22 protein-coding genes are annotated in these 25,889 nt (G+C 46.0%); 11 read left to right on the forward strand and 11 right to left on the reverse strand.

Annotated elements, in window-relative coordinates; genetic code table 11:
* Positions 1-156 precede the first annotated feature (156 nt).
* From HMPREF2909_RS05745 to msrA, 5 genes are all read right to left on the reverse strand, one after another.
* On the reverse strand, positions 157-1,281 hold the full coding sequence (locus HMPREF2909_RS05745; RefSeq protein ID WP_071415547.1) for an amino acid ABC transporter permease: 1,125 nt from the start codon (positions 1,279-1,281) through the stop codon (positions 157-159).
* On the reverse strand, positions 1,278-1,955 hold the full coding sequence (locus HMPREF2909_RS05750; RefSeq protein ID WP_071415548.1) for an amino acid ABC transporter permease: 678 nt from the start codon (positions 1,953-1,955) through the stop codon (positions 1,278-1,280). The genes HMPREF2909_RS05745 and HMPREF2909_RS05750 overlap by 4 nt, the downstream gene beginning before the upstream one ends.
* Positions 1,955-2,785, reverse strand: coding sequence for a glutamate ABC transporter substrate-binding protein (locus tag HMPREF2909_RS05755; protein ID WP_071415549.1), 831 nt, complete (start codon positions 2,783-2,785; stop codon positions 1,955-1,957). Before HMPREF2909_RS05755 ends, HMPREF2909_RS05750 begins: the two co-directional genes overlap by 1 nt.
* A gap of 15 nt (positions 2,786-2,800) precedes the next feature.
* Positions 2,801-3,574: an amino acid ABC transporter ATP-binding protein gene (locus tag HMPREF2909_RS05760; protein WP_071415550.1), complete on the reverse strand. Its 774-nt coding sequence runs from the start codon at positions 3,572-3,574 to the stop codon at positions 2,801-2,803.
* Between the two features lie 386 nt (positions 3,575-3,960).
* Positions 3,961-4,968 carry a peptide-methionine (S)-S-oxide reductase MsrA gene (gene msrA, locus HMPREF2909_RS05765; protein WP_071415551.1) on the reverse strand — a complete coding sequence of 336 codons (1,008 nt, stop codon included), beginning with the start codon at positions 4,966-4,968 and terminating at the stop codon, positions 3,961-3,963.
* A gap of 22 nt (positions 4,969-4,990) precedes the next feature.
* Here msrA and HMPREF2909_RS05770 point away from each other — a divergent pair, with 22 nt between their 5' ends.
* From HMPREF2909_RS05770 to HMPREF2909_RS09880, 9 genes are all read left to right on the forward strand, one after another.
* A complete protein-coding gene (locus tag HMPREF2909_RS05770) occupies positions 4,991-5,791 on the forward strand; it encodes a thiamine diphosphokinase (RefSeq protein ID WP_071415552.1) in 801 nt (266 codons plus the stop codon).
* A 125-nt stretch (positions 5,792-5,916) separates the two neighbouring features.
* The gene (gene gap, locus HMPREF2909_RS05775; protein ID WP_071415553.1) at positions 5,917-6,972 is read left to right on the forward strand and encodes a type I glyceraldehyde-3-phosphate dehydrogenase; all 1,056 of its coding nucleotides are present in this window, start codon (positions 5,917-5,919) and stop codon (positions 6,970-6,972) included.
* 953 nt (positions 6,973-7,925) lie between these two features.
* Complete coding sequence (locus HMPREF2909_RS05780; protein ID WP_071415554.1) at positions 7,926-9,257, forward strand: oligosaccharide MFS transporter; 1,332 nt, start codon at positions 7,926-7,928, stop codon at positions 9,255-9,257.
* A gap of 219 nt (positions 9,258-9,476) precedes the next feature.
* Positions 9,477-10,562, forward strand: a complete 1,086-nt coding sequence (locus HMPREF2909_RS05785) for a LacI family DNA-binding transcriptional regulator (RefSeq protein ID WP_071415555.1) — start codon at positions 9,477-9,479, stop codon at positions 10,560-10,562.
* 154 nt (positions 10,563-10,716) lie between these two features.
* Positions 10,717-12,018 (forward strand): MFS transporter, encoded by a 1,302-nt coding sequence (locus HMPREF2909_RS05790; protein WP_071415556.1) that lies wholly within the window; start codon positions 10,717-10,719, stop codon positions 12,016-12,018.
* Between the two features lie 34 nt (positions 12,019-12,052).
* Positions 12,053-13,609: a glycoside hydrolase family 32 protein gene (locus HMPREF2909_RS05795; RefSeq protein WP_071415557.1), complete on the forward strand. Its 1,557-nt coding sequence runs from the start codon at positions 12,053-12,055 to the stop codon at positions 13,607-13,609.
* Between the two features lie 89 nt (positions 13,610-13,698).
* The gene (gene ybaK, locus HMPREF2909_RS05800; RefSeq protein ID WP_071415558.1) at positions 13,699-14,232 is read left to right on the forward strand and encodes a Cys-tRNA(Pro) deacylase; all 534 of its coding nucleotides are present in this window, start codon (positions 13,699-13,701) and stop codon (positions 14,230-14,232) included.
* A gap of 36 nt (positions 14,233-14,268) precedes the next feature.
* Positions 14,269-15,228 (forward strand): aldose 1-epimerase family protein, encoded by a 960-nt coding sequence (locus tag HMPREF2909_RS05805; protein WP_071415559.1) that lies wholly within the window; start codon positions 14,269-14,271, stop codon positions 15,226-15,228.
* A 92-nt stretch (positions 15,229-15,320) separates the two neighbouring features.
* Positions 15,321-15,395 carry a 50S ribosomal protein bL37 gene (locus HMPREF2909_RS09880; RefSeq protein ID WP_372656330.1) on the forward strand — a complete coding sequence of 25 codons (75 nt, stop codon included), beginning with the start codon at positions 15,321-15,323 and terminating at the stop codon, positions 15,393-15,395.
* A 545-nt stretch (positions 15,396-15,940) separates the two neighbouring features.
* On the opposite strand, the gene HMPREF2909_RS05810 is transcribed toward HMPREF2909_RS09880, so the two are convergent.
* The 4 genes from HMPREF2909_RS05810 to HMPREF2909_RS05825 all read right to left on the reverse strand — a co-directional run bounded on the left by HMPREF2909_RS05810 (position 15,941) and on the right by HMPREF2909_RS05825 (position 18,378).
* Positions 15,941-16,123, reverse strand: coding sequence for a hypothetical protein (locus HMPREF2909_RS05810; protein ID WP_071415560.1), 183 nt, complete (start codon positions 16,121-16,123; stop codon positions 15,941-15,943).
* A gap of 856 nt (positions 16,124-16,979) precedes the next feature.
* Entirely contained in the window at positions 16,980-17,213 is a 234-nt protein-coding gene (locus HMPREF2909_RS05815; protein ID WP_148130804.1) for a hypothetical protein, read from the reverse strand.
* A gap of 207 nt (positions 17,214-17,420) precedes the next feature.
* Positions 17,421-17,675: a hypothetical protein gene (locus tag HMPREF2909_RS05820; RefSeq protein WP_148130805.1), complete on the reverse strand. Its 255-nt coding sequence runs from the start codon at positions 17,673-17,675 to the stop codon at positions 17,421-17,423.
* A gap of 118 nt (positions 17,676-17,793) precedes the next feature.
* Positions 17,794-18,378 carry a sigma-70 family RNA polymerase sigma factor gene (locus HMPREF2909_RS05825; protein ID WP_071415562.1) on the reverse strand — a complete coding sequence of 195 codons (585 nt, stop codon included), beginning with the start codon at positions 18,376-18,378 and terminating at the stop codon, positions 17,794-17,796.
* Between the two features lie 30 nt (positions 18,379-18,408).
* Here HMPREF2909_RS05825 and HMPREF2909_RS05830 point away from each other — a divergent pair, with 30 nt between their 5' ends.
* Positions 18,409-19,188, forward strand: coding sequence for a 3'-5' exonuclease family protein (locus HMPREF2909_RS05830; RefSeq protein WP_084797277.1), 780 nt, complete (start codon positions 18,409-18,411; stop codon positions 19,186-19,188).
* Complete coding sequence (locus HMPREF2909_RS05835) at positions 19,189-20,631, forward strand: UDP-N-acetylmuramoyl-L-alanyl-D-glutamate--2,6-diaminopimelate ligase (protein ID WP_071415564.1); 1,443 nt, start codon at positions 19,189-19,191, stop codon at positions 20,629-20,631.
* A 58-nt stretch (positions 20,632-20,689) separates the two neighbouring features.
* Here HMPREF2909_RS05835 and smc read toward each other — a convergent pair whose 3' ends face one another.
* The gene (gene smc, locus HMPREF2909_RS05840; RefSeq protein WP_071415565.1) at positions 20,690-24,322 is read right to left on the reverse strand and encodes a chromosome segregation protein SMC; all 3,633 of its coding nucleotides are present in this window, start codon (positions 24,320-24,322) and stop codon (positions 20,690-20,692) included.
* Positions 24,323-24,333: 11 nt separating this feature from the next.
* On the reverse strand, positions 24,334-25,791 hold the full coding sequence (locus HMPREF2909_RS05845) for a bifunctional folylpolyglutamate synthase/dihydrofolate synthase (protein WP_071415566.1): 1,458 nt from the start codon (positions 25,789-25,791) through the stop codon (positions 24,334-24,336).
* Between the last annotated feature and the right edge of the window lie 98 nt (positions 25,792-25,889).

Here is a 25,889-nt window from a genome sequence, read left to right on the forward strand (position 1 = left end):
GACCTAAGTCTGAACCCGAAGTCACAAAAAACTTCCAGGTGGGAAATTCCACTTTCTTGATTTCTCAAGCCTTGACAATATTACCATAAGCCTAGACAAAAGCAGATGCTCCTGCCCTCTCGCGCTTAGCAAGACAACAGGAGCATCGTGGAGCTGTTACTTCTTAGGCTCATCCTTCTTTGGTTTCTTCTTTAAACCAAGGGCTTGCATGGCCTCTTTCGTGTATTTCTTAGCTTCCTCACGATAATGGTGTGGGTGATCCAGATTCTCCTGCTCAACGTAGTGGTTATGAGCCCAGTGCTCGTTGTGGGCGTGTGAACCATGGAAGTGATCTGGATACACAGATTGCGTACCACCGAATGGTCGAGGAGTTTTTGCTGCCTTAATCTGGTTACGGTTTGTTGCATCCATAACTGCGATTGGAGGCACAACTTCTTCTTCCACAGCACCCGAGGTGTGGTTAGCCATCCAGTGAGGCAAGGCTTCTGCAATACGCGATACGATCCAGCACACAATAAAGTAGACAACGGCTGCAACAGTCAGCGTCTGCAAAATATTGAAGTACATGGAGCCAAGTCGGCGAGATTCCTGCAACAAATCGGTGTACAGAATAATCGAACCTAAAGCGGTATCCTTTAAAGCAACCACAAGCTGTGTAACCGTTGCTGGCAACATAGCGTAAATAGCCTGAGGCACTTCAATGCTCATAAGCGCCTGAGTGCGTGTTAAGCCCAAAGCCAAAGATGCTTCGCGCTGGCCTCCTGGCAGATTTCCTACACCCGAGCGTACAAGCTCTGCGATAACGGAACCGTTATACAAAATCAAAGCGAGCACAACCGAGTAATAGGACGAGTGCTTAATGCCGATGCCGGCGAACCAACGCCAGAAGAAGACCATCATAATAAGCACTGGAACTGCACGGCAGAACTCAACGATCAGGCCGGCGATGGAGCGCAAAATAACGTTTGGTAACAAACGCAGCACACCAAAGAACAAGCCAAAAATAAGCGAGCCAATAATACCGGTAACCGAAGCGCCCAAAGTAAGGCCCAAACCTGGCAGATAGAAATCCGTCCATGCTTCGAGTTCCAAAGCTGGCTGCCACAGCTGCCAGGACAGCTGGTTTTCGCCCTGAGGAGGGTTATGCAGTCGCATCAAAATGGAGACGACGAACAGTGCAATAAGAACAATAGCCACCCAGTTGAGGATACGAATACGGCGACGACCGCGTGGACCTGGCTCGTCGAAAAGCAGTTTTGTAGAAGTATCTTGATTTTTCATCGACGCACCGCCAATCTGTTAGACAAATATGTGGTGAGCAAACCAATAGGAATAATCAAAATGAGATAGCCAATCGCAAAAATAAGGAAGATAGCAATAATATGCTGCGAATGGAACTCAATCATACTGCTCATTAAACTCGATGTTTCTGTAGCTACAGACGCTGCAGCCGCTACAGTCGAGTTCTTAAGCAAAGCAATCAAAGTATTTCCTAAAGGCGCCACGGAACCGCGGATAGCCTGAGGTAAAATAATCTGCGTTGCAGACTGCATAAAGGTGAGACCGAGTGCACGCGATGCTTCTGCCTGACCAACCGGCACAGTATTAATACCGCTGCGCAAAGATTCGCACACGAATGCAGCCGTATACACACCCAAACCAACCACAGACAACCAGAAGAAGTTAATAGCGAAGGTGTCGGAGAAGCACACTTTGAGCTGACCGAACACACCCAAAACCATAAACACCATAATGATGGTCAGCGGCATATTCTTAAAGAATTCCGTGTATCCTGCTGCAAAACCGCGCAAGGACGAGATTGGGCTAATGCGCATCATAATGAGCAAAACACCCAAAATTGTGGCGATAACAGCCGACCAGAAGGTGAGCGTAATATTCACCCAGAAAGCGCCGACGACATCGTATTCAGTGAACAGATTAAGAATGTCGTTCATTACTTTCCCTCCCCCTCGGTTGCTTTTGGTGGATTATATTCCTTATCTGGAGAGAAACCAGTGCCACGGGTGTTATCTTCAATAGCTTTCTGCCATGCACCCGAGCTAACCATTTCTTTAATAGCAGCGTTAATTTGCTGAGCTAAACCAGTATTGCCTTTGTGAATACCTACGCCATAATATTCCTGAGTAAATGGCGCGTTCACGAGCTTTAAGCGACCGCGGGAGTTGGCAGCCAAACCAGCCAAAATAATATTATCGGTGGTTACGGCGTCTACAATGCCCGAGAACAAAGCAGTTGCACACTCAGCGTAGCCAGGCTGTTCCATAAGCTGAACCTTATCGGAATACTTTTCCTTAATAACGACAGCCGAGGTAGAACCGGTTACCGAGCACAAACGCTTACCGTTTAAATCATTTGGTCCCTTAATGGTGGTGTTGTCGGAACGCACGAGCAAATCCTGACCTGCGACCAAATATGGACCTGCAAAATCAACGGTTTTCTTACGGTCGTCGGTAATGGAATACGAAGCCAAAATCATGTCGACATCATTATTTTGCAGCATAGCTTCGCGCTGCTTCGATGGGGCTTCTTTCCATTCAATCTGATAATCTTCGTAGCCCATGTAGTTGGCAATATAGCGCGCTACAGACACATCGAAACCTGTGTAGGTGCCACCCTTCTTAAAGCCCACACCTGGCTGATCGAATTTAATACCAATAGTAATTTTGCGGTCATCGCTGCTGGAGGACGTTGAGCACGCAGCCAGCGACGCCACGCTAACAACGGTTAAAGCCGTTGCCAGAGCTTTATGAATAAACTTCTTCATAACTCCTGCCCCGCTTTAGTGCTTAAGAATCTTAGACAGGAAGTCCTTTGCACGATCTGTTTGAGGGTTTTCGAAGAACTCTTCAGGCGTGCCTGCTTCCAAAATCTTGCCGTCTGCCATAAAGACAATATTGTCGGCAACCTTGCGAGCGAAGCCCATTTCGTGGGTTACGCAAATCATGGTCATACCTTCGTGTGCCAGCTCGGTCATAGTGTCGAGAACTTCGTTCACCATTTCTGGATCGAGTGCCGAGGTTGGCTCATCGAAAAGCATAACCTTAGGATGCATAGCCAAAGCGCGAGCAATAGCTACACGCTGCTGCTGACCACCGGAAAGCTGTGCAGGCATTTTTGCTGCCTGGGAATCTACGCCTACGCGAGCGAGCAACTCCATAGCTTCATCTTCAGCTTCTTGCTTAGCAATATGACGCACCTTCATAGGAGCCAAAGCGACGTTCTGCAAAATCGTCTTGTTTGCAAACAGGTTGAACTGCTGGAATACCATACCCACTTCTGCACGCAGGTTCGCCAAATCTCTGCCTTCTTCTGGAAGAGGTTCACCATCAATACGAATAACACCTGAGTCGATGGTTTCCAAGCGGTTAATAGTGCGACACATAGTTGATTTACCAGAACCAGATGGTCCCAAAACCACCATTACTTGACCCTTGCCTACCTTAAGATTGATATTCTTAAGTACATGCAAATCGCCGTAATGCTTCTCTACATGGCTGAGTTCAACAAGTGGATTTTCAATATTCTCGCCAACATGAACGCTTTTGGCAGCCATATATCCTCCTTAATTCTTCTTTATCTCAACATGTAAAACGCTATTTTATACACGGGCTGTTATCTTACAAGAATTTTTATGTAACGATTATGTTACCTAGCTCATCTGCTATTGCACACGATGAGTACGCATCCGTCCTGTTCTACAACGCCGAACAGCGCATTTTTACTCACGAAAGCCGCTGTTACGCACGTTGCGCGCGAACGTACATGCGCGGCTGTGAAAAATCACCAGAATCAATGTCCAAAAACAGCTGCTAGGCATAACACGTACCTATCCGTCATACCAAGCAGCAAAAAAGAAAGTAAAAAAGCACGCGAAGAAAGCAGAAAAAGCGCTATGTACTATCTCGCGCTATCTTTTACTATCCTGCGCTATCTCAGCAATCAGTTCTCGCCCTGAAGCACGAGCTCAATCAAATCGCCATATCCTTTTTCTTCCAAATCCTCAAGCGGAATAAACTCCAAGGAAGCGGAGTTCATGCAGTAACGCAGCCCTCCCATATCCTGCGGACCGTCAGTAAAAACGTGTCCCAAATGAATGTCTGAATCTTTTGCACGCACTTCTATGTGCGAACGACCAAAGAGCGAGTAATCAGCAACTTCAACAAGATCATCGTTATTAATTGGCTTACTAAACGACGGCCAGCCACAACCGGAATCAAACTTTGTTGACGACACAAACAGCGGTTTGCGCGAAACAATATCAACATAAATTCCCGGTTCAAAAGTGCGGTCATAAGCATTCGCAAAAGGTCGCTCAGTGTCTGCATTTTGCGTAACTGCATAACTCAAATTGCTTAGCTGCCAAATGCGCTCAATATATTTCTGTCGCTGAGGAACACGCAACATGGCTTGCACAGAAATATGACAGTATCCTTGAGGATTCTTGTCAAGATAATCTTGATGATAGTCTTCAGCAGCATAAAAGTTCTGCAGAGGAACAACCTCAACTGCGCATTCCTTGCCGGAGAGCTGCTCCCGAGCTTCTAACTGAGCGATAGCGGTGCGAAAAACGTCTTTCTGCTCTTGCTGCTGTTCATCGCTACCATACAGATACAAGCCTGAATGATATTGAGCACCAACATCATTCCCTTGACGGTTTACACTCCATGGATCAATCACGTCGAGGAATAACAGGGTAAGCACGCGCAAACTAACGAGGTCAGGATCGTAGAGAACTTCAACAGTTTCAGCTGCTCCCGTAGCGCCTGAACAGACCTGTTCATAGCTCGGGTTCACAACACTTGAGTTTGCGTATCCAACACGGGTCGTTATAACTCCCTGAACTTTCTTGAAGTATTCCTCCAAACCCCAGAAACACCCGCCTGCAAAATAAGCCACGCGCGAGTTTGCATCGTCATTGCTTGCTACTGTATTTGCTTCATTACTCATACACCCACCGTATACTAGACATATGAGCATTTCTAGCAATAAGCAGTCGAGTTTCCGTAGAGCTAAAAAAGCAGTTATTTTTGGCGCAGGTGAGTATTTCGATGAAATGCCTTTTATTCCAGCGAATGCTTATGTTATTGCTGCTGACGGCGGCTACGACCACGTAACAGCTTTAGGCGTTACTCCTCACGCTTTTATTGGAGATATGGATTCAGTTGTCGATGATTATTCTGTTTCTGCTTCTACACGCATGATTGAATTGCCTGCAGAGAAAGATGACTCCGATATGATGGCTGCTGTGCGTTACGCTTGGCAGCTCGGCATTCGTAGTTTCGAATTTTACGGCGTTTTTGGCGGTCGGATGGACCACAGTTTTGCAAACATTCAGTTGGCCGCAAAAATTGCAGCGCATGGCGGGATTGCTTTTATGCATGCTGACCATATGATTTGCACTGTTATTACTGACTCTGTTTTGCGTTTTCCTGCAGGATATGTTGCGAGTAGGCGACCGCTGTCTGTTTTTTCGTATTCCAGCACCTGTGCTCATGTGTCGTTAGAAGGTTTGAAATACACTCTTGATGACGTTGAAATGAGCAGTATTAATCCTGTAGGATTGAGTAACGAATTTTTACCTGATACTCCTGCTTTGATTGCTGTTGATGGTGGATCGCTCGTTATTATGTATCCGAGTGAGGCACCATCTCCTCTCGTAGATAGTCATGTGATAGAGGACGGCGATTTCGGAGCAGTGCAGACACAGAAGTCTGAACATTTGAATATGCAGACAGTTTCAACACCTCGCCGAGGTAAGCACGCAGCGTAAAACTATGCGACACGATTCACTCAGTACATAGCGCACATTAAAATAAAACACGTTGGCAATAAGCCTCATTTCGTGATGTATATAACAGAATATAAATCACGGCACAGTTAATAAGGAAGTATTAAATGACAGTAAAGATTGGTATTAACGGTTTCGGCCGTATCGGTCGTCTCGCATTCCGTCGTATTCTCGAGCTTCAGAACCGTGGCGGTGCAGCTGGTGACATCGATGTTGCAGCAATCAACGATTTGACCACCCCATCCATGCTCGCTTACCTGCTCAAGTACGACAGCAGCCAGGGTCCATTCAAGCATGACGATGGCACTGCATATGAGATTTCCGCAACTGACACTGCTCTCGTGGTTGACGGTAAGGAATATCCAGTATACGCAGAACGCGATGCTAAGGATATCCCATGGGTAAAGAATGATGGTGTTGAGTACGTTCTTGAGTGCACCGGCTTCTACACTTCTGCTGAGAAATCCCAGGCTCACTTGGATGCAGGCGCTAAGAAGGTTCTTATCTCCGCTCCTGCTAAGGACGACACCACTCCTACCGTTGTATACGGTGTAAACCACGACATCTTGACCCCAGCAGATGCAATTGTTTCCGCAGGTTCTTGCACCACCAACTCTATGGCTGCAATGGTTAAGCTTCTCGATGAGAAGTGGGGCATCGAAGTTGGCTTCATGACCACTATCCACGCTTACACCGGTACTCAGATGATCCTCGATGGCCCTCGCAACAAGAACGGTCGCAACAACCGCGCAGCTGCTGTGAATACCATTCCTCACAGCACTGGTGCGGCTAAGGCTATTGGTAAGGTTGTTCCTTCCGTAGACGGCAAGTTCCAGGGTCACGCACAGCGCGTTCAGGTTCCAGATGGATCCATCACTGAGCTCACCACTCAGCTTCGCGAGAAGGTAACTGCTGACGAGATCAACGCAGCATTCAAGGAAGCATTCTCCGACACTGAGTACTACGGCTACAATGAGGACGGCATCGTGTCGTCCGATATTATCGGCGACACCCACGGTGGCGTATTCGATCCAACTCAGACCGTAGTAAACACTGCTGGCGACAAGCAGCTCGTTCAGACCGTAGCATTCTACGACAACGAGTATGGCTTCACCTGCAACATGATTCGTACTCTCTTGCACTTCGCTGAGATTAACGAGTAAATATTGCAAAAGCGTTATTGGTGAGCATATAGCTTATGCATAACGTTTATTGATTTATATTGATTTATTGGGACCTCCTTCTTTTGCTCTTGAGCAGATGAAGGAGGTTTTCTTTGCTGGGAAGCACAACCCTGGATTGGTATGGAATCGGATATTGGAATCAGATATGGGATTGGTTGCTGCTGGAATTACTTTTTCTGGTTCGTTCGATTTACCGGGGTTTTGTAGGTTTTGTAGATTGTAGGTGCGTGGAAGTTGTGGGCATGGAACGCTGACAACATGTGCGCTCGAAAAACCCTCTCAATTCTCGCTCGCGACTACGTAGAAGTTGCTAGCGCCGAGCGCTAACAACGCACACGCGCACTTTTAAGAGTGATTAAAGTCCTCATACATGTGTGAATCGTGAAGTGCTAATGCAAAGCATATTTCACGAACCGACCAAGCGCTCCGACCTGCCACAGGAATCCAAAGAATAAAACACCCACTAAAATCACACGCACTGTATCAGCTTTGCTTTCTCTCCAGATGTAGTGAAGCAAAGTCCCATCAGCATCACACTAGCCAGTAATCACTTCCCCATATCACGTAAGTCAGCACCGTTAACTTGCTTTCTCATATTTTCGTCTCACAATGTGTCAAATGTGCAATTTATCACAGTCGTTCACTGCCCTAAAGGTGAACGAACGAACAAATATATAGCCTTTCCCTATAATCAGCTATTTTTCATGCTTCGAACCCGTTCGAAATCTAACACGAATAAAGATATATAACAGCACAAAACGAACATATCATATGTCCATTTCCAGCAATATCCCCCATATTGGTTTTCTTTCCCAGAAAAACTAATTTCAATCGTTTGACGTCAATCGTTTGAATGCTTAGTATAAAGTCTGTTTGGGCTTTTAGCACAAGTGTTCACACTCGCTAAAATGAAACAGAAACGAGAGCGAAAAATGAAACAACGTAGTTTACCCATGTGGAAAAATCCGTCCTACTTGCAAAATTCGGCCGGCATTTTCCTGTTCTTCTGCGCCTATGGAATTTGGTGGTCATTCTTCCGTATTTGGTTAAAGGAGAGTGTTCATCTCAGCGCAACCGAAGTTGGTCAGATTTACTCTACCAACTCATTAGTCACCCTTATCCTTCTCCTCGTGTACGGTGCAGTTCAAGACCAGTTGGGTATTCGTCGTCATCTTATTATTGCAGTATCCACTATTGCAGCGCTTATTGGACCGTTCGTCACCTTCATCTATGCGCCTATGTTGAGCACCCCTGGAGCGGTACGTTTTATTGGTATTCTTGTGGGCGCCGTAGTACTATCCGCAGGCTTTATTGCTGGTAACTCGCTCGTCGAGGCAATCGGCGAAAAATGCTCACGTAAATTCAACTTTGTATTCGGTCAAACCCGCGCATGGGGTTCATTAGGCTATGCTATCGTAGCTCTTTTTGCTGGCGTAGCTTCCACCATTCATCCATTACTTATTTTCTGGTTAGGATCATTCTTTGCAGTAGGCGTTTTGGCTATTTACACCTTCTGGATTCCACAAGAACAGCGCGAGCTTATGCATCAGGAAGCAGGCTCAACATCGCAGGCTGCTACTACCCCATCTTTGCATGATATTTTAGGCGTTCTGCGCATGCCAGAAGTATGGATTATTATGGCCTTCATGCTGTTCACGAACTCTTTCTATAACGTTTTCGACCAGCAAATGTTCCCTTCCTACTATGTTGATCAGTTCTCTGATTCTGTTGTGGGAACGGATACATATGCTGTTATTAACGGCGTTCAGGTGTTCTTAGAAGCAGCGTGCATGGCTTTGGCTCCAATCATTATGGAAAAAATTGGCGTGCGTAACTCTCTGCTTTTGGGCGGTTTCGTTATGTTTGCTCGCATTGGTCTTGTTCTTCTTATGGGAAATAACATTTATCTGCTCTCTGCAGACCGCATGATGCACGCTTTGCAGATGCCATTTACAGTTTTGCCTGCTATGCGCTACTTCACTTTGCATTACAACACGAAGATGTCTGCTACGCTCTACTTGGTTGGTTTCCAGTTTGCTTCTCAGGGCGGTCAGATTATCTTCTCTACCCCGTTGGGTTACTTGCTCGATAGCACAGGCAGCACCACTACTTTTATGGTTATGACAGCTATTACCTTTATAGCGTTCGTTTACGGCTTGATTATTATTAAGAAAGATACTCAGGACGTTGATGGAGACCCTCTGAAGAAGCATATTAACAAGGGCATGACTGCTCAGATGGCTTCTTCTGAGCAGCTTGATTAACAGCTTGATTGGCTAAAAGTATTTGATTATGGGCGTTATTCCTCGATTCAGAAGGGATGACACCCATAATCAATATAAGAAACTGTGCGGGACGCGACTCACCCATGTGAAGGTTTTCAGTGCCATGTATCATGCAAAAGGATATTCAAGCAGACTCGTAACGAGTCTGACCAGAAGCGCCAGTTCAACGAAGAGACAAGCCTTGTAAGGATAGATTCAATGACGACAATGAAAGAGATTTCACAGATTGCAGGTGTTTCCATCTCTACCGTCTCGCTGGTTTTGAATAATCGTGATTCTGGACGTATCAAACCTGCTATCGCGGAAAAAATCCGAAAGATTGCCAAAGATCTCGGCTACTCTCCTAACCTGATGGCGCGCGGATTGCGCACCAGCCAAACGCATATTTTAGGCTTCCTCAGCGAAGAGGTAGCAACCACACCCTATGCAGGTCTTATGATTTTAGGCGCTCAAGATGCCGCCAGCAAGTATGGATATGTGATTATGACCGTGTCTACGGACGGAGCATCAAACGAAGAAACAGAGATAACCGCTCTTCAACGTTATGGTGTAGATGGATTCTTTATTGCTAAAATGTCGAATCGCCGAGCAATCGTTCCAGATAGTCTACGCGATTATCATACGATTTTGGTTAATGCTACCGATGCTATGAGCGATTCAACTGCACAGAAAGATTCTTTTGCTTCTGTGCACCGCACTGGCATAGTTCCAGATGAAGTTTCTATTGGTTACGATGCCACAAAGCATTTGATTGCCGCAGGTTGCACGCGCATTGCCTATATTGGTTGTGAAGAGCCTATGCTTGCTGAAGGTTTACGATTAGAAGGATATAAAAAGGCTCTGCATGAAGCAGGACTTCCTTTTGATAAGGATTTAGCTATTCAAGTGCATCACAACGACGACGCGTTAAGTAAAGTACGCGCCTTGATGGATACGCACAAGCCTGACGGATTCTTCTGCTTTAATGATGCACGCGCTTGGTACGTGTATGACACTGCTGCACGCAAAGGCCTGACAATTGGTAAAGATATACAGGTGGTGGGTGTGGATAACCACCGCGTTTTAGCAGAAACTCTTTCTCCCCAACTTTCTACTGTGGAGCTTCCTCACTACGAAATGGGATATTGGGCAGCTTGCAAGCTGATTAGTTTAATCGAAAATAAAGATCCGCATAGTTTTGAGCTACCTGAGACCACTGCTCCCCTGCCAGCTTTATCAAGTAATGGAGATGTAACTATTCACTGCACTCTAGTAGAGAAAAACTCAGTATACACACAGGAATAACAGTCCATTTTTTGAGATACAAGAAAATTTCCGTTCATTATTCGGAAAACTTTGTCAATCGTTTGACGTCAAACGTTTGACGCTATAGTATACAAAATTGTTAGCTCATTGAACAAAGATGATCGTTCGCTAATAAAACAGAAATGAGAGTTACATGGAACACAGTCGTTTTCAAGTATGGAAGAATCCTTCCTATTTACAAAGTTCTTTTGGCATTTTTATGTTCTTCTGCTCATGGGGCATCTGGTGGTCATTCTTCCAGCGTTGGCTCAATACCATTGGACTCAATGGAGCTGAAGTTGGTCAAATCTATTCCATCAATTCCTTAGCGACACTAATTATTATGTTTGCTTACGGCGCTATTCAAGACCAGTTAGGTATTAAGCGCCATCTTGCAATTGCAATTTCTGCTATTGCAGCTTTAGTAGGTCCATTCGTTCACTTCATCTACGCTCCCATGATTCAAGCTGGCGGATCAGTTCGTTTCATTGGCGCTCTGTTGGGATCTGTTGTCTTATCTGCGGGCTTTATGGCTGGTTGCTCTCTTATTGAAGCATTAACCGAACGTTACTCCCGTAAGTTTGATTTCGAATTTGGACAGTCCCGCGCATGGGGTTCATTCGGTTACGCTATTGTTGCTTTAGTAGCAGGTCACATCTTTAACATCAATCCAATGATTAACTTCTGGGTTGGTTCTGTATTCGGTCTGGCAATGCTTGCTATTTACGCTTTCTGGGTTCCATCTCAGCAGAAAGAAGCGCTATCTGGCAATCAAGATAATGAAGCAGCTCCAAGCAATCCTTCTATAAAAGATATGCTTTCCGTCTTAACTATGCCAACCTTGTGGTTGCTCATCGTCTTTATGCTGCTGACTAACACGTTCTATACGGTTTTCGATCAGCAGATGTTCCCAACCTACTACACCAGCCTGTTCCCAACCGAAGAAATCGGTAATAGCACCTACTCCACACTCAACGGTATTCAGGTATTCATGGAATCCGCCATGATGGGTGTTGTGCCAATTATTATGCGCAAAATTGGCGTGCGTAATGCACTCCTGTGCGGCGCTTTCATTATGTTTGCTCGTATCGGTTTGTGCGGCATCTTCCACGACCATATTTCTATCTCTATCGTCAAGATGTTCCACTCTATTGAAGTGCCTCTGTTTGTGTTGCCAACCTTCCGCTACTTCACCTTGCACTTCGATACGAAGCTGTCTGCAACTCTCTACATGGTTGGTTTCCAGGTGGCTTCTCAAGTTGGTCAGGTTATTTTCTCCACGCCATTGGGCGCATTACACGATGCTCTGGGCGACCGCACAACCTTCTTAACAATCTCTGCCATCGTTTTGGCTGCACTCATTTATGGTTTCTTCATCTTGAAGAAGGATGATCAAGAGGTTGGCGGAGATCCGTTCTACACCGATAAGCAGCTCAAAGCTATGCAGACCGCATAAACGCATATCCATTTCACTGTTGAAAGGTACAATCATGACAAACTTTATTCCTGACGAGCCAGTTATTCATACTACTGCGCAGCATGACGAAGAACTAGCACGCGCTGAACAAGCAGTTGCTCAACTTGCCGAAAGCCGTAATAACCGCTGGTATCCTCGTTTTCATATCGCTTCTAACGGCGGTTGGATTAACGACCCTAATGGTTTGTGCTTCTATAAGGGTCGCTGGCATGTGTTCTATCAGCTTCACCCTTATGGCACGCAGTGGGGTCCAATGCACTGGGGTCATGTTTCTTCTGCTGATATGCTCACCTGGCAGCGCGAACCTATTGCTTTCGCCCCAAGTCTTGAAGAAGAAAAAGACGGCGTTTTCTCCGGCTCTGCAGTGATTGGCAATGATGGAGAAATTAACTTCTACTACACCGGACATCGTTGGGCAAATGGAGCAGATAATACGGGTGGCGATTGGCAGGTGCAGATGCTTGCACAGCCAAATGACGATGGATTAAAAAGCTTTACAAAGCGCGGCATGATTATTGACTGCCCAACTAATCAAGTAGACCACCATTACCGCGATCCTAAGGTATGGAAAACAGGAGATACCTGGTACATGACCTTTGGCGTCTCCTCGGCAGACAAACGTGGTCAAATGTGGCTCTTCACCTCTGATGATATGGTTCATTGGATCTATGATCGCGTTCTATTCGAACATCCTGATAAGAACGTCTTTATGCTCGAATGCCCTGACTTCTTCCCTCTTATCGATAAAGACGGTAACGAGAAGTGGGTTATTGGCTTCTCTGCTATGGGCGCTGAAGCAAACGGTTATATGAACCGCAACGTAAATAATGCTGGTTATATGATTGGAACATGGAAGCCAGGCGAATCCTTTAAGCCTGAAACTGAGTTCCGTTTGTGGGATTGGGGTCACAATTATTACGCTCCACAATCTTTCAATGACGGTTCACGTCAGCTTATGTACGGTTGGATGAGTCCATTCGAACAGCCTATTCCCATGCAGGCTGACGGCTGGTGCGGTAATTTAACTCTTCCTCGTGAGATTACCTTGGGTGCTGATGGAGATGTGCATACTGCTCCTGCCGCAGAAATGCTGGGATTACGTAGCGCTACTCAGGATTGGGGTTCAGTAAGCGTTTCTCACAATTCTGTGCTTCGCCTTGAGCGTGACGCTCAGTGTGTGGAACTTGAGCTAAGCATTGATTTGACTTCTACTTCTGCAGAACGTACCGGTGTGCGCGTACACGCTACAGAAGACGGCTCCTTCACTTATATTGCGTATGATCAGCAGACCAAGCGCGTCGTTATTGACCGTCAGACTGCTTATGCAGGAGACCGCGGATACCGCGCAGCACCTGTTAGCGATGCTGAAGTGTCAACTGGTCGTTTAGATTTGCGCATTTTCGTTGATCGCGGTTGCGTAGAAGTTTATGTCAATGGCGGTAAACAGGTTCTGAGCTCATACAGTTATGCTGGCGAGGGTGAGCGTGCAGTTGAATTGGTCAGCGAATCAGGGTCTACATCCTATTCCTCTGTTCGAGTACATCAGCTCAAGTCGATTGGCTTAGAGTAGTCGCTCACAAACTAAGTCTTCAGGGTAGTGTTTTTTCGCTCGCACTACCCTGATTTTTTTATTCCAATCGCCTGACTAAAGTTAAAAACATGGCTAAGAAAAAGAAAAATCATGCTTCAGCTGCTACAGCCGCTCTACAAGAACTTGAAAGCGCAGGCATAGCCTACACAACCTACACTTACGAACATAATGCAGATCATATGGCGGATGGTTTCGGTTTAGAAGGAGCAACTCAACTTGATGTTCCTGCTAACCGTATTTATAAAACGCTCCTCGTTGATGTTGGCGAGAAACCTGGCGAACGCATGGTTACTGTTATTGTTCCTGTTACCTGTCATGTTAATCTCAAAGCAGTTGCCTCTACTTTCAGCGCCAAAAAAGCGCATATGGCAGATCCTCAGATGGCTCAACGAAGCACAGGGTATGTTGTAGGAGGTATCTCTCCTTTCGGTCATAAAAATCCTCACGAAACAGTTCTCGATACAAGCGCTAAGCAGCACACTACAATCCTCGTTTCAGGAGGAAAACGCGGACTGAGCATAGAAGTTAAACCAATTGACTTAATCGGTCAGCTTAATGCTAAAATTACAGAAGTTGCCGATCGAGGTAGTCATCCTCGTTAAAACTTAACGAGGATATAACGTACGAAAGAGGTACATATGGCAGGCATTCTCCCCTCTCGAGCAGGACAAGAATACACTATTCATGCCGGAAGCTACACAGCTGTAGTAACTGAGCAGGGTGCGGCATTGGAAAGCTTCACCATAAATGGCAAGAATATTGTTGTTCCTTTCGACCCTAACTATCCAGTAAAAGCATGTAGTGGGCAGATTCTTATTCCGTATCCAAACCGTATTGAAGATGGTGAATATAGCTTCGAGGGTAAGGATTACTCCTTCCCTATTGACGAGCACGAACGTCATAACTCTATTCACGGTTTGGGGTATCGCTATCCATGGAAGTTAGAGGCATTATCTACTTCGAGCGTAAGTCTAAGCTGGCGTACCCCAAACTTGGCATCATATCCATTTGATTTGCTCGTTACAGTTACCTACACTGTTCACGCTGATGACGGATTGCAGTTAAGCATTGAAGCCTTCAATAACGGGGACACCAATGCTCCATGGGCTTTAGCTACACATCCTTGGTTTGCTAGCGGTTCTGAGGCAGAAACTACCGCCAAGCTAGACGCTACAAACGGTGAATGCCGTTTGAATCTTCCTGCGCGCACACATGTTACTGTTAATGACCGTCTTTTGCCAACAGGTTTAGAAGCTGTTGACGGAACTCGTTACGATCTGCGCGAGGGGAACCCTCTGGGCATTCAATCCTTTGATGATGCATGGACAGATCTTGACTATGCGGCTGATGGCTCAATTCAGGCTGTATTTACGCGACCAGATGGCATTGAAGTGCTTATTACCGGCGATGAGACCATTACGTCCTTCCAGGTGTGCAATGGTTTTGGTTGGGAAGCATCGCACAAACCTGCAGGTGTTGCCATCGAACCTCAAACGGCATATGCGAATGCGTTTAAGAGTGGCAAAGATGTGATTGTGATTGAACCTGGACGCAGTAGCCGCACAACTATCTCTTATGCAGCTCGAGAAGTGAAGTAAAGTTCACGCACGCTTTGCATGCCATATGCTCAGCCAGTCTTGAGTATATGGCATACTCTATAAAGTAAATTTACAAGTAAAAGGAGTTTACCATGGGTAAGCGCGGACGTATGCGTCGTGAACGCCGTAAGAAGGCTGCAAACCACGGCAAGAGGCCAAATGCATAAGCCTCGTTGATTTTTTCAACGTAGCATATACTTTACGGGGATTATCTCTTTCGAGATAGTTCCCGTTGCTTTTAGCTCTGCAGGCGGTTAGTCGGGCTTAGTTGCTTGCGATTGACTGCCGTAGGATCTGGCGCATTGGTCGGAGTATTGTAGGATTGTGCTGCAAGAACCGGCTTATTTCTCTGATAACAGGTAGCGCGAGTGGTCATATTAGGGTACTTCATGATTCGTGCATGAACGCGGGGCGTGCCCGTTTTTTGTGTAAATGATTTTGTTGGATTTGGCTCGCTGGAGCAGGGCTTGATTATGTAACCTAGTGTAAGTGACATGGTCTTTCAGCAAGTCATACCTGTGTGTGGCACTTGATGAGCGAGGTTTCTCTGTGAGATATGCGGTTTTGCATGCTCCCAGACATGACACGTTGAACGCGGACTTACTGGGAGCAGTGTGCTGCCATGCGACACTCTTAAAGAAGAGCAATACCTCTTATAGTTGTGTGTGCTGTACGAGAAAGACGAAAGGTTATGGTGTGCACAGTATATCGGCTAACCTTTTTGCTCAACTGTGCGATGAACCAAGATAGCCAGGTCAAGCACAACCTCATTGCGACCAGCCTCAAGACCGAGGGTGTAAGTTTTTTGTGTATGTGGTTTAATTGGTGAATCTGCCTTTGGATGACGCAGGAGGATTGATTGCGTCGGGGTTATAGGCGATGATTGCTTCTCCATCTCTGTTTTGTCAATCGGCATGTGTAATGAGACAAGGCACGTTGAACGCGTCTTGTCTCATTACAGACAGAGTCAACTAGCCAGCACTAAATCAGCCACATCACAGGGTCACGCCACTACTACAATCCCTGAAAAACAAGCAATAAAATCACCATAGGGCAACCAACCATTTACACAAAATTTCTGGCACCCTCCCAACGATGGACGCGAGTGTTGTTAGCGTTCCGCGCTAGCAACTTCCACGCACTCCTGAGCGCTGATTTCACCGTAATTATGGACGTTGGCGTTGTGTGCGTGCGACGCTAGCAACTTTCAGGAACGTATGAGAGCTGCTATCACCTAAAAAAGGACGCACGCATTGTCAGCGCGCCACGCTCACAACCTCCACGCACCTACAACCGAAAACCTACATAACCCCCTCTAAACTCCGAAGAACCGTTATACGTGATATGGCTTTTGCAAGGTTTGGCTTAAAGGTTTTAACTGCTGTGAGAAAGGACACGTTCAACGTGTCATAATCTACAACACACGACTTGGCAGAACCCACATGTTTAGGGTCAACTCTCCCGTATACTTTACTGAAAACCGCGTAATCTACCAAAATACTCAATCGAAGTCCCGTTTCTTTACTCAAACAGATTCAATAACCTGCCATAATCAAAACCATTTACACAAAAATCCGACAAGCCCCATGCTGAGTGCGTAATTGCAGAATCCGCTTGAATTTAGTCAAAACTGAGAAAGAAGAACTCTTAACTGCGCTCCTACCAATACAACCTGACTAATAAGCCAAAATCAAACTTCAATAAAAAACCGAAAAGCTAAAGCTTAAAATAAGAAGAAAATACAAGAAAAATTATGCAGAGCATACCTGCTGTGCAAATCGCTCATAATTCATATCGCAAAAATGAGCATCAGAATCATGAGTACGTTCAGATGGAAGTTCTACGCTATTAGGTTGAACACATTGTGCGGAATCATCTGCATGAGCAGCGGCAATACCAGCAAGGGCAAGAGATCCAACTGCAAAAATAAAAACAGCAATAAAGCTTGCTCGCTTCATTCTCGTATACAGTGAATGCGTCTCCATTTATTCCTCACTACCGTTAGAACATACAAAGAGACGCCATCATGTGCATACCATACATACCGTCATATGCACATATCTAGACGCCCCATCGCAACAACGACATCTATTATACCAACACCAGTAACCTAAAAAATTACAGAATCCTCACAAGCCGATGACAAGCTGATGGGAGCCGACCAACAATAAAACCAGCCAAACTCTACTCCTCTACTCACATAAACAGTCAATACACTCCTGCAAGCGCTCATATAACGATGCTGGTGCCTGCACAGGTCTCAAGCAATCCTTAATCGCAGCAATCATCTCACGTTCGCGCGCATCGCAGCAGGTATTCGGATCAAAGCACTCCCCTTCAAGCTCCGGCATAATTCCTGAGCGCATTTCCGACACCAAAGAACAGGTAGATACAATCGCACTCGGTCTATCGTTCAAATCGATGCGCGTGTAGCGATTAATCATCACAGATGAGCCACAGTTAAAATTACACCGTACTGTTACCACTTGGTTGCTCCGTACGTACGTACTCATTATTCCTCCAAAAATCCTATCTTCTCATATCAACCACAAACAGCGCATGCCATTACTTCTCTTCACGCTGAGCGTAAATCCCCCGCTCAGCCGCATACTGTTCTAGTTCTTCTTTTAACTGCTTGCGAGCGCGGTTCAGACGGCTCATAACAGTTCCTATTTTTACGCTTTGTTCTTCAGCTACCTGAGCGTAACTTTTACCGTCAATAGCTGCGGCTATAAAGACCTCTCGCCGTTCTGGAGAAAGTTTATTGAGTGCGGCAATTATTTCTTCTGGAGCAAAAGCATCCATAAAAGTTTGCTCTGCAGATTTAAGTTCTTCTGATGAGTGCTCATGTGCTGCGTAAATATCCCAGTCATCGTATTCGCCCGTACTGGAGTTAGCGCGTTGTGGGCGTCTTTTCGCTTTGTTGTATTGATTGAAATAGAGATTTCTTTCAATAGTTGTCATCCATGCAGCAAAATTTGTGCCTTGTTCGAAGGAGTCGTAATTTTTGAACCCACGTTCGAAGGTGTCTTGCACAAGATCTTGCGCATCCTCGGGATTATTCGTGAGTTTCATTGCAAAACGATAGAGTTGATCCACAATGGGCATAGCCTGTGCTTCAAACTGGGCTCGTTTTTCGTGTGTTGTCATAGGTCTTATTGTTGCACAATAATGGTACGCATGACGTCTTTAGCCGACACGATACAAGCGATTCCTGTTCAGAGTATGGATACTGCTCTGGCTGACAGTTTTATTTTGGGTTTTGATACGGAAACAACAGGCACTATATCTGGTAAGGATTCTATTGTGTCTGCTTCACTTGTTTTGCGTTATCCTCATAAAGATTTCACGAGCGACGTAACGCAATCATGGGTTATTAATCCTCGTATGCCTATGCATCCTGCTGCTAGCCGCGTGAATGGTTTTACTGATGAATTTTTAGCTACTCACGGCGCTGATCAGGTGGACAGTATTCATGAAATAAGCGATATTATTATTGCTGCTCAGTTAAGAAATATTCCTGTGTTAGCCTATAACGCTCCGTTTGATATTGCTATGCTTAACGGCGATATGCATAAGATTGGTTTAGCTGATGTCACTACTGAGCTGCGCGACCGTGATACCGAAAACTTTTTAGCGCATGCTCAAAGAGAACTTCTTGTGCTCGATCCTTTGGTTATTGATCGTGCTGTAAGTCATCGACCAGGTTCTCGTAAGCTGATTGATACCACACAATATTATGGTGTGTATCCTCATGGTGATTTTCATACTGCTTTGGCCGATACAGTGGCTACTGTTGATGTAATGCGTGAGATTATTCGTTTGCATGATGATATTGCTTCTTTAGAGCTTACAGACCTTATGCCTCGGCAGCGTTTTTGGTATGAACAGTGGCAAACAGGTTTTAATGAGTATTTACGTTCGAAAAATCGTCCGCAGATTAAAGGAAGTTGGTTATAAATGGCTCAGATTACTCTGGCACGTACTGCTGAGGTATTAGACGAGTATGGATTATTGCGTACTTCTGTCAGTTCAGATGTTCGAATCTTTGATCATATGACCTATGCGAGCAATGAGGTTACCGACTCTACTCTGCTTGTTTGTAAAGGCGCTTTTAAGGATGATTATATGCGCGACGCTGTTTCGCGCGGTGTGCAATGGTATGTTTCTGACCACGAGTTTAGCGCTGATGTGGCAGGGTCAGCCCGCGGTTTGATTGTGTCAGATACTCGCAAAGCTTTAGCTGTTTTAGCGCAAGAGTTTTATGGTCATCCTGACCGTGAGCTTTTTACTGTAGGTATTACGGGTACGAAGGGCAAAAGCACCACTGTATATTTTGCGCATGCCATTTTGAATGATTATTTTGCCCATAAAACTGCGCTGATTTCCTCTGTAGATAATTGCACAGATGGCGTGACCTACGTGGAGTCCGATTTAACAACTCCTGAATCTTTAGACTTATATCGTATGCTGCGCGAAGCTGTAGATAATGGTTTAACACATGCTGTTATTGAGGTATCGTCTCAGGCATATAAAGTAGACCGCGTTTTTAACCTGCATTTTAATGTGGGCGCGTTCTTAAATATTTTCCCTGATCATATTAGCCCTCTAGAGCATCCAAGTTTCGACGATTATTTCAAATGCAAGCGTCAAATTATTCATCATAGTGACGCTATGGTATTTGGTAGCGCTATTGAACATCGCTATGTGATCGATGCAGATCTTGCTCACGCCGGCATTCCAGCGTATTTCGTGGATGCAAGTATTCTTGACCGTTCGCGTATTCATTTAGATATGCCTGGCGAGTTTAATTATGATAATGCAGCAGTAGCAGTAAAAATCGCTGAACTTGCTGGCGTTCCATCTACCAGTTCAAGCGTAGAAGCAGTCAACCATGTGCGCATCTCTGGACGTATGGAAGTTTTCCGGGGAACACACGAGAATGATTCCAACGTCATTGCTGTGGTTGATTATGCTCATAACGGCATTAGCGTTACCACTCTTTTAGATTACGTAGATTCAGCTTATGCTCACGAACATCCACATATTACTCTCGTTACAGGAAGCGCCGGCGATAAAGCAATTAACCGACGCATAGACATTGTGAAAGCAGCTGAAAACCGTATTAACCGTTTTATTTTCACCACAGAAGATACGAATACGGAAAGTATTGAAGATATTTGCCGTCATATGAATGAAGCAGTAAGTAACGAGCACGTGCAACATGAGATTATTCTTGACCGCACGACCGCTCTTGAAACTGCTGTGCGCGATGCCTCTCTTCAACCAGGTTTAGCTATAGTTTTGGCTATTGGTAAGGGTGATGAACGCTGGATTAAAGTGCATAACAAGCACGTTCCTTTTGAAGGTGACGATAAGATTATTCAGCGTTTGCTCGGTTAAGAGCTCAACGCATATTCAGCGGTAGATAGTGGTTCTGGCACACAGGTTGCCAGAACCACTAATCATTGACAGCACTACCCTGCGTCAGTTTTTGAGAAATAACCGCAGTCACCCCATCAGAACGCATGGTTACACCGTACAACACATCGGCAATGCTCATCGTGCGCTGCTGGTGTGTAATCACAATAATCTGAGCATGCTCTCGCAAAGTGTTTATCACGTTCAGTAATCTCGTCAGGTTCACGTCATCCAAAGCAGCCTCTACCTCATCCATAATGTAGAATGGGCTAGGACGCGCAGTGAAAATCGCAAATAACAGTGCCAAAGCGGTTAAACTTCTCTCCCCACCTGAGAGTAAAGATAATTGCTTCACGCGCTTTCCTGCTGGGCTGGCTTCAACAACCACGCCCGTCGTCAAAATATCATCAGGATTATCTAAACGTAAACGTCCTTTACCCCCAGGGAAAAGCTGAGCGAAAACTGTTTGAAACGCTGCAGCAGTATCCTCATAGGCACTACGAAAAACCTCAATCATCGTCGTATCAAGTTCTTTAATCAAACCCAATAAATCATCGCGTGAGGTAACCACATCATGCCGCTGCTTAGACAAATAGCTATGACGAGCCTCTAAAGCATCAAACTCTTCAGTAGCCAAAGGATTAACCTTTCCTAACGCCACCAAATCACGCCGTGCTTTATCGAGCTTCTTCTGCTCGCGTTCGCGATCATACTGCTGCGTCTTAAAGCCCTCGTCCTCATTATCAGGGTTGAGCAAAATCAGTTGACCAGCATCATCAAAAACTGGAACAGGCACCTGCGCACCATAGTTTTCAATCAGCGAATCAACGGTTGACCCCACTTCATCCATAATACGTTGGGTCAGCTGCCCCCATTGAGTTGCAATGCGTTCTCGCACAACGTCGGCATCATGCTCTATCTGCGTCAGCTTAGCCACCACCGGCTCCTGCTCATTACGTAACTTACGCAAAGCCGACAGTTCCTTATCATGCTCACTCGCCTGCTGCTGAATCTGCTCACGTTTCTTCACCGCACGCTGCACATGCACATTCAGTTCCTCAGCTGCTGCCTGCGCCTTACCTTGAATACTCGCAGCAGCCTGCGCCTTAAGCTCCAGCTGAGCATTGCGCTGCTCAATTTTCTCACGCCGCTGTGCCGCCTGTTGCGCTTGAGACCGCAGCAAAGTAATTTGCCGTTCCAAAGATTGCGCATGCGAGGTTGCATTATTCCATTCCACACGAGCGGTTACTTCGTCATTGCGAGCGGTGTTCAGCGAGGAATCGAGTTCGTGTTCGCGCTGTACAGTAGATTCCATATCCACATGCGCATCGTCCGCATGTTCAGCAGCCTCCAACTGTTTGCGAAGATCAAACAATGTGACCGTATGCGACTGTTTTTCAGCACTAATATCAGCTATCTGATTGTCAATTTGCGCAATACGGCGCGTTAAACTCTCCACACTATTACGTGCCGCCGTAATATCGTTCTCACGCTGCTGCATACGCACACGATTCTCAGTAATCTGCGTATTCACCACCTGCAGATGCGCACGCGCGGCATCAAAACGCTCATCAATCTGAATCTTATCTGCACATAACTGTTGTTTTTTGAGCGTATCTCTCTCCATCTGCGCTAAAGCTTTATCTCGGCGAGCAGTCAAACTTAAATCGCTTGGCGTGCGCGACGTGCCTCCCACAGCACCCACAGCACTAAAAGTCTCGCCGTGTTCAGTCATAACTGTTACAAAACGACCAGATTCAACGAGGTTTTCTGCCTCATCAACATCATGCGCTAAACCAACATCGTTTAACAGCATCTGCACAGAACGAACCACTCCCTGAGCAATATCTTCACGCTCAGTTCCGCGCAGTGAAGGATTAATACCAACAGCATGAGCAGCACTTGCTTCGTCTCCAGCTTCATCTTCAGCCACCCCATTATCCCCAGACGCAGTCTTAGACGCGTACTCAGACGCCGCGAGCGGATTCATTACCACTGCCCGACCCATTTTTTCCTCGCGCGCTACACGCAGTAAAACAGAACGTTCAGAAGCATCAGGAATAATCACCGCATTAGCAAATGGTCCCAACGCTTTCGCAATGGCTTCTTCCCAGCCCTCACGAAGAGAAATATAGTCGGCCAAATTACCTGCAGTTGTTACGCTACTGCGTTCCACATCACCAGAAGAACTGCGAGCTTCTAAAGTATCGTTGAGCGCATCTGCCTTCGCTTTCAAAGAAATAATGGCATTATCTACGTCACGAATCTGAGAGTCAATCTTCTCATGCTCTGAGCGTGCAAGTTCGAGAGCGTCCTGAGCCTGAGCTTTTATGTCCTCAAGATTATCCTGCTGATTATCTGCATCTTGCTGTAGCTCATCTAAACGTGCACGCGCTTGCTGAGCAGAAGCAGTATATTCGTTTTTCTGATACCCTAAATCCTCAACACGCTGCGACATACCTTGGATATGCGCTTCTTGACGCGCTATAGTTTCGCGCAGTTTCGCTTTATGCGCCTCTTGTTCCTGAGCAGACGCACGAAGCTGCGTAATAATCTGACGCAGAGCAGCTAATTCCTGCTCAATTCCTGCGCGATGTTGCGTTTTGTTATCGAAAGATAAACGCGCTTCATCAGCCTGTTTTTTTGCTGACTGTAACTGAGATGACAGTTCGTCGGCACGAGCCGTCAGCAGCTGCGGATCGTCACCTCCAATAGAGGAGATCTGCGAGCGCCATGATTTTTCTCTCTCGCCTGCTAAAGCTGCCAGTGAGCGTAAACGTTCTTGCAGACCGGCAAGAGAATGATATGTTTGATTGATTGCGTTAATAGCAGGACTTGTTTTACTGCTATCTGCTTCAAGACGCTCGATGTTCAGCTTGGTCGAGGTGAGTTTGCGTTGAGCAGTCAGTAGTTTTTCGCGCGTTTTAGCTAATTCATGACGCACGTTATCTCGTTGCTGCATAAGTGATTGAGCCTCATCCGCTAACAGTCTGCTGGTAGCATCGCGAATAATGACTTGAATACTGTCTGCACAACGGCTTACACGCGCTTGACGGCGAAGAGGACCTAACTGACGCTGAATTTCAGTGAGTAAATCGTCTAAACGGTTTACGTTCTCTTGTGTTGATTGAAGTTTGCGTAAAGCACGCTCTTTCCTTTTGCGATGTTTGAGAATGCCCGCAGCTTCTTCAATAAAAGCGCGGTTATCTGCAGGAGTGGCTTTAAGGATGGAATCTAATCTCCCCTGCCCAACAACTACATGCATATGAGCGCCTAATCCTGTATCTGATAAGAGCTCTTGCACGTCTAGCAGACGCACTGGGGAACCATTAATAGCATATTCTGAGCCGCCGTTGCGGAAAATAGTGCGGCTAATTGTTACCTCAGAATAATCAATATCGAGTGTTTTGTCGGTATTATCAATGGTTAAACTCACTTGAGCACGCCCCAAAGGAGCGCGCGTGGAAGTTCCGGCGAAGATAACATCTTCCATGGAACTTCCTCGCAGGCTTTTAGCTCCCTGCTCGCCCATAACCCACGACAAAGCATCCACCACATTAGATTTTCCTGAACCATTCGGCCCGACAATAGCGGTAACGCCTGGTTGGAATCTCAATGTGGTGGCATTAGCAAAAGACTTAAAGCCGCGGATGGTGAGTTCTTTAACATACATAAGGAATCGAACTAATCCTGCTCATCGTCATGAGAAAAGTCGGTATCTACGCCTGCTGCACGATCTTCTTTCGTATTTTTCAGCTCGGCATTGTGACGCTCTTTTAGCAGAATGCGCGCATCACCAGCTGTAACAAAACTACCGAAAATAACCACGCCGTGTCCTAAACCAATACCAAGTTCATCGTTAGCATCCACCTCATCAACAGCGGTTTGAATGGCATCTGGCATAGTATCTGCACGCAGCACACGGTCTTCACCAAACACAGACACAGCAATCTTTTCAAGCTCATCCACAGGCATAACACGGTTAGTCCACGAATTCTGGGTAACCACAACTTTCGATAAAATCGGCTCCATAATGCCCAGAACTGTTTCAACTTCCTTATCTTTCATCATGGAAACGATGCCCACTAAATCAGTAAAAGAGAAGTTTTCTTCTAAAGCCGCACGCAAAGCGTTTACTGCGTTCTCGTTATGACCGCCGTCAATAATAATAGTTGGAGAACGACGGATTACTTCAATACGTCCAGGAACTTTTACCGCAGATAAAGCCTGAGTAACAACATCGGCATCTAATTGACCAGCTACAGGAATAACTACTTCCGCCGCACACAATGCCGCCAACGCATTATGAGCCTGATGCTCACCAAACATCGAAACTGGAATGTGCTCATACACTCCCTGCGGAGTACGCAACGTAACCATCTGACCGCCCACTGCAGCCGCACGCGAACTCACCTCAGCTTCCACACCGTCGCGCACGAATGCCTGCACGCCAACCTCACGCGCGTAATCTTCTAACAAAGCAGGAATCTGTTCATGCGGTTGTGGCCCAATAATAACCGTAGAAGTTGGCTTCATAATACCCGCTTTTTCGCCGGCAATCTGTTCAATGGTGTCGCCCAGCCATTGCATATGATCCATATCTACAGGACCAATAATCGAGGCATCACCATCGAGAACGTTTGTGGCATCCCAGCGGCCACCCATACCAACTTCCACAATTGCAACATCCACAGGAGAATCTGCGAAAGTCCAGATAGCCATAGTGGTGAGAACTTCAAAGAAGCTCATGCAAGGACCACCCTGCTCAAGACTTTCGCAATCTACCATCTCCACGAAATCCTTGACCTGCAGCCACATATCAATAAAACGCTCATCAGAAATCGGCTGACCGTCCACGCAAATACGCTCGGTTACCTTCTCCACATGAGGTGATGTATACAAGCCTGTACGCAGACCATAAGCGCGGCAAATCGCCTCTGCCATGCGCGCTGTAGAGCCTTTACCATTCGTACCCGTAACGTGAATAACTTTGAAGGATTGCGCAGGCTGCCCAAGATAATCCATCACCTTTTGCATGCGCTCAAGACTAGGATCGAAATCATGCTCTGGTGCGCGCATCATGATTTCACGATAGACATCCGCTAAACTTAAGTTTTCTACTTCAGGTACTTCATACGACATAGGCCACATTTTATGCGATATTGCGGACGGTGAGTGCGTGGTTGGAGGCGCGATAGAGCGCAGCTGAGGCTTGCACGAAGATCTTGATTGAAGGTTTG

It is taken from the genome of Alloscardovia sp. HMSC034E08 (assembly GCF_001813415.1).
GTDB classification, from domain to species: Bacteria; Actinomycetota; Actinomycetes; order Actinomycetales; family Bifidobacteriaceae; genus Alloscardovia; species Alloscardovia omnicolens.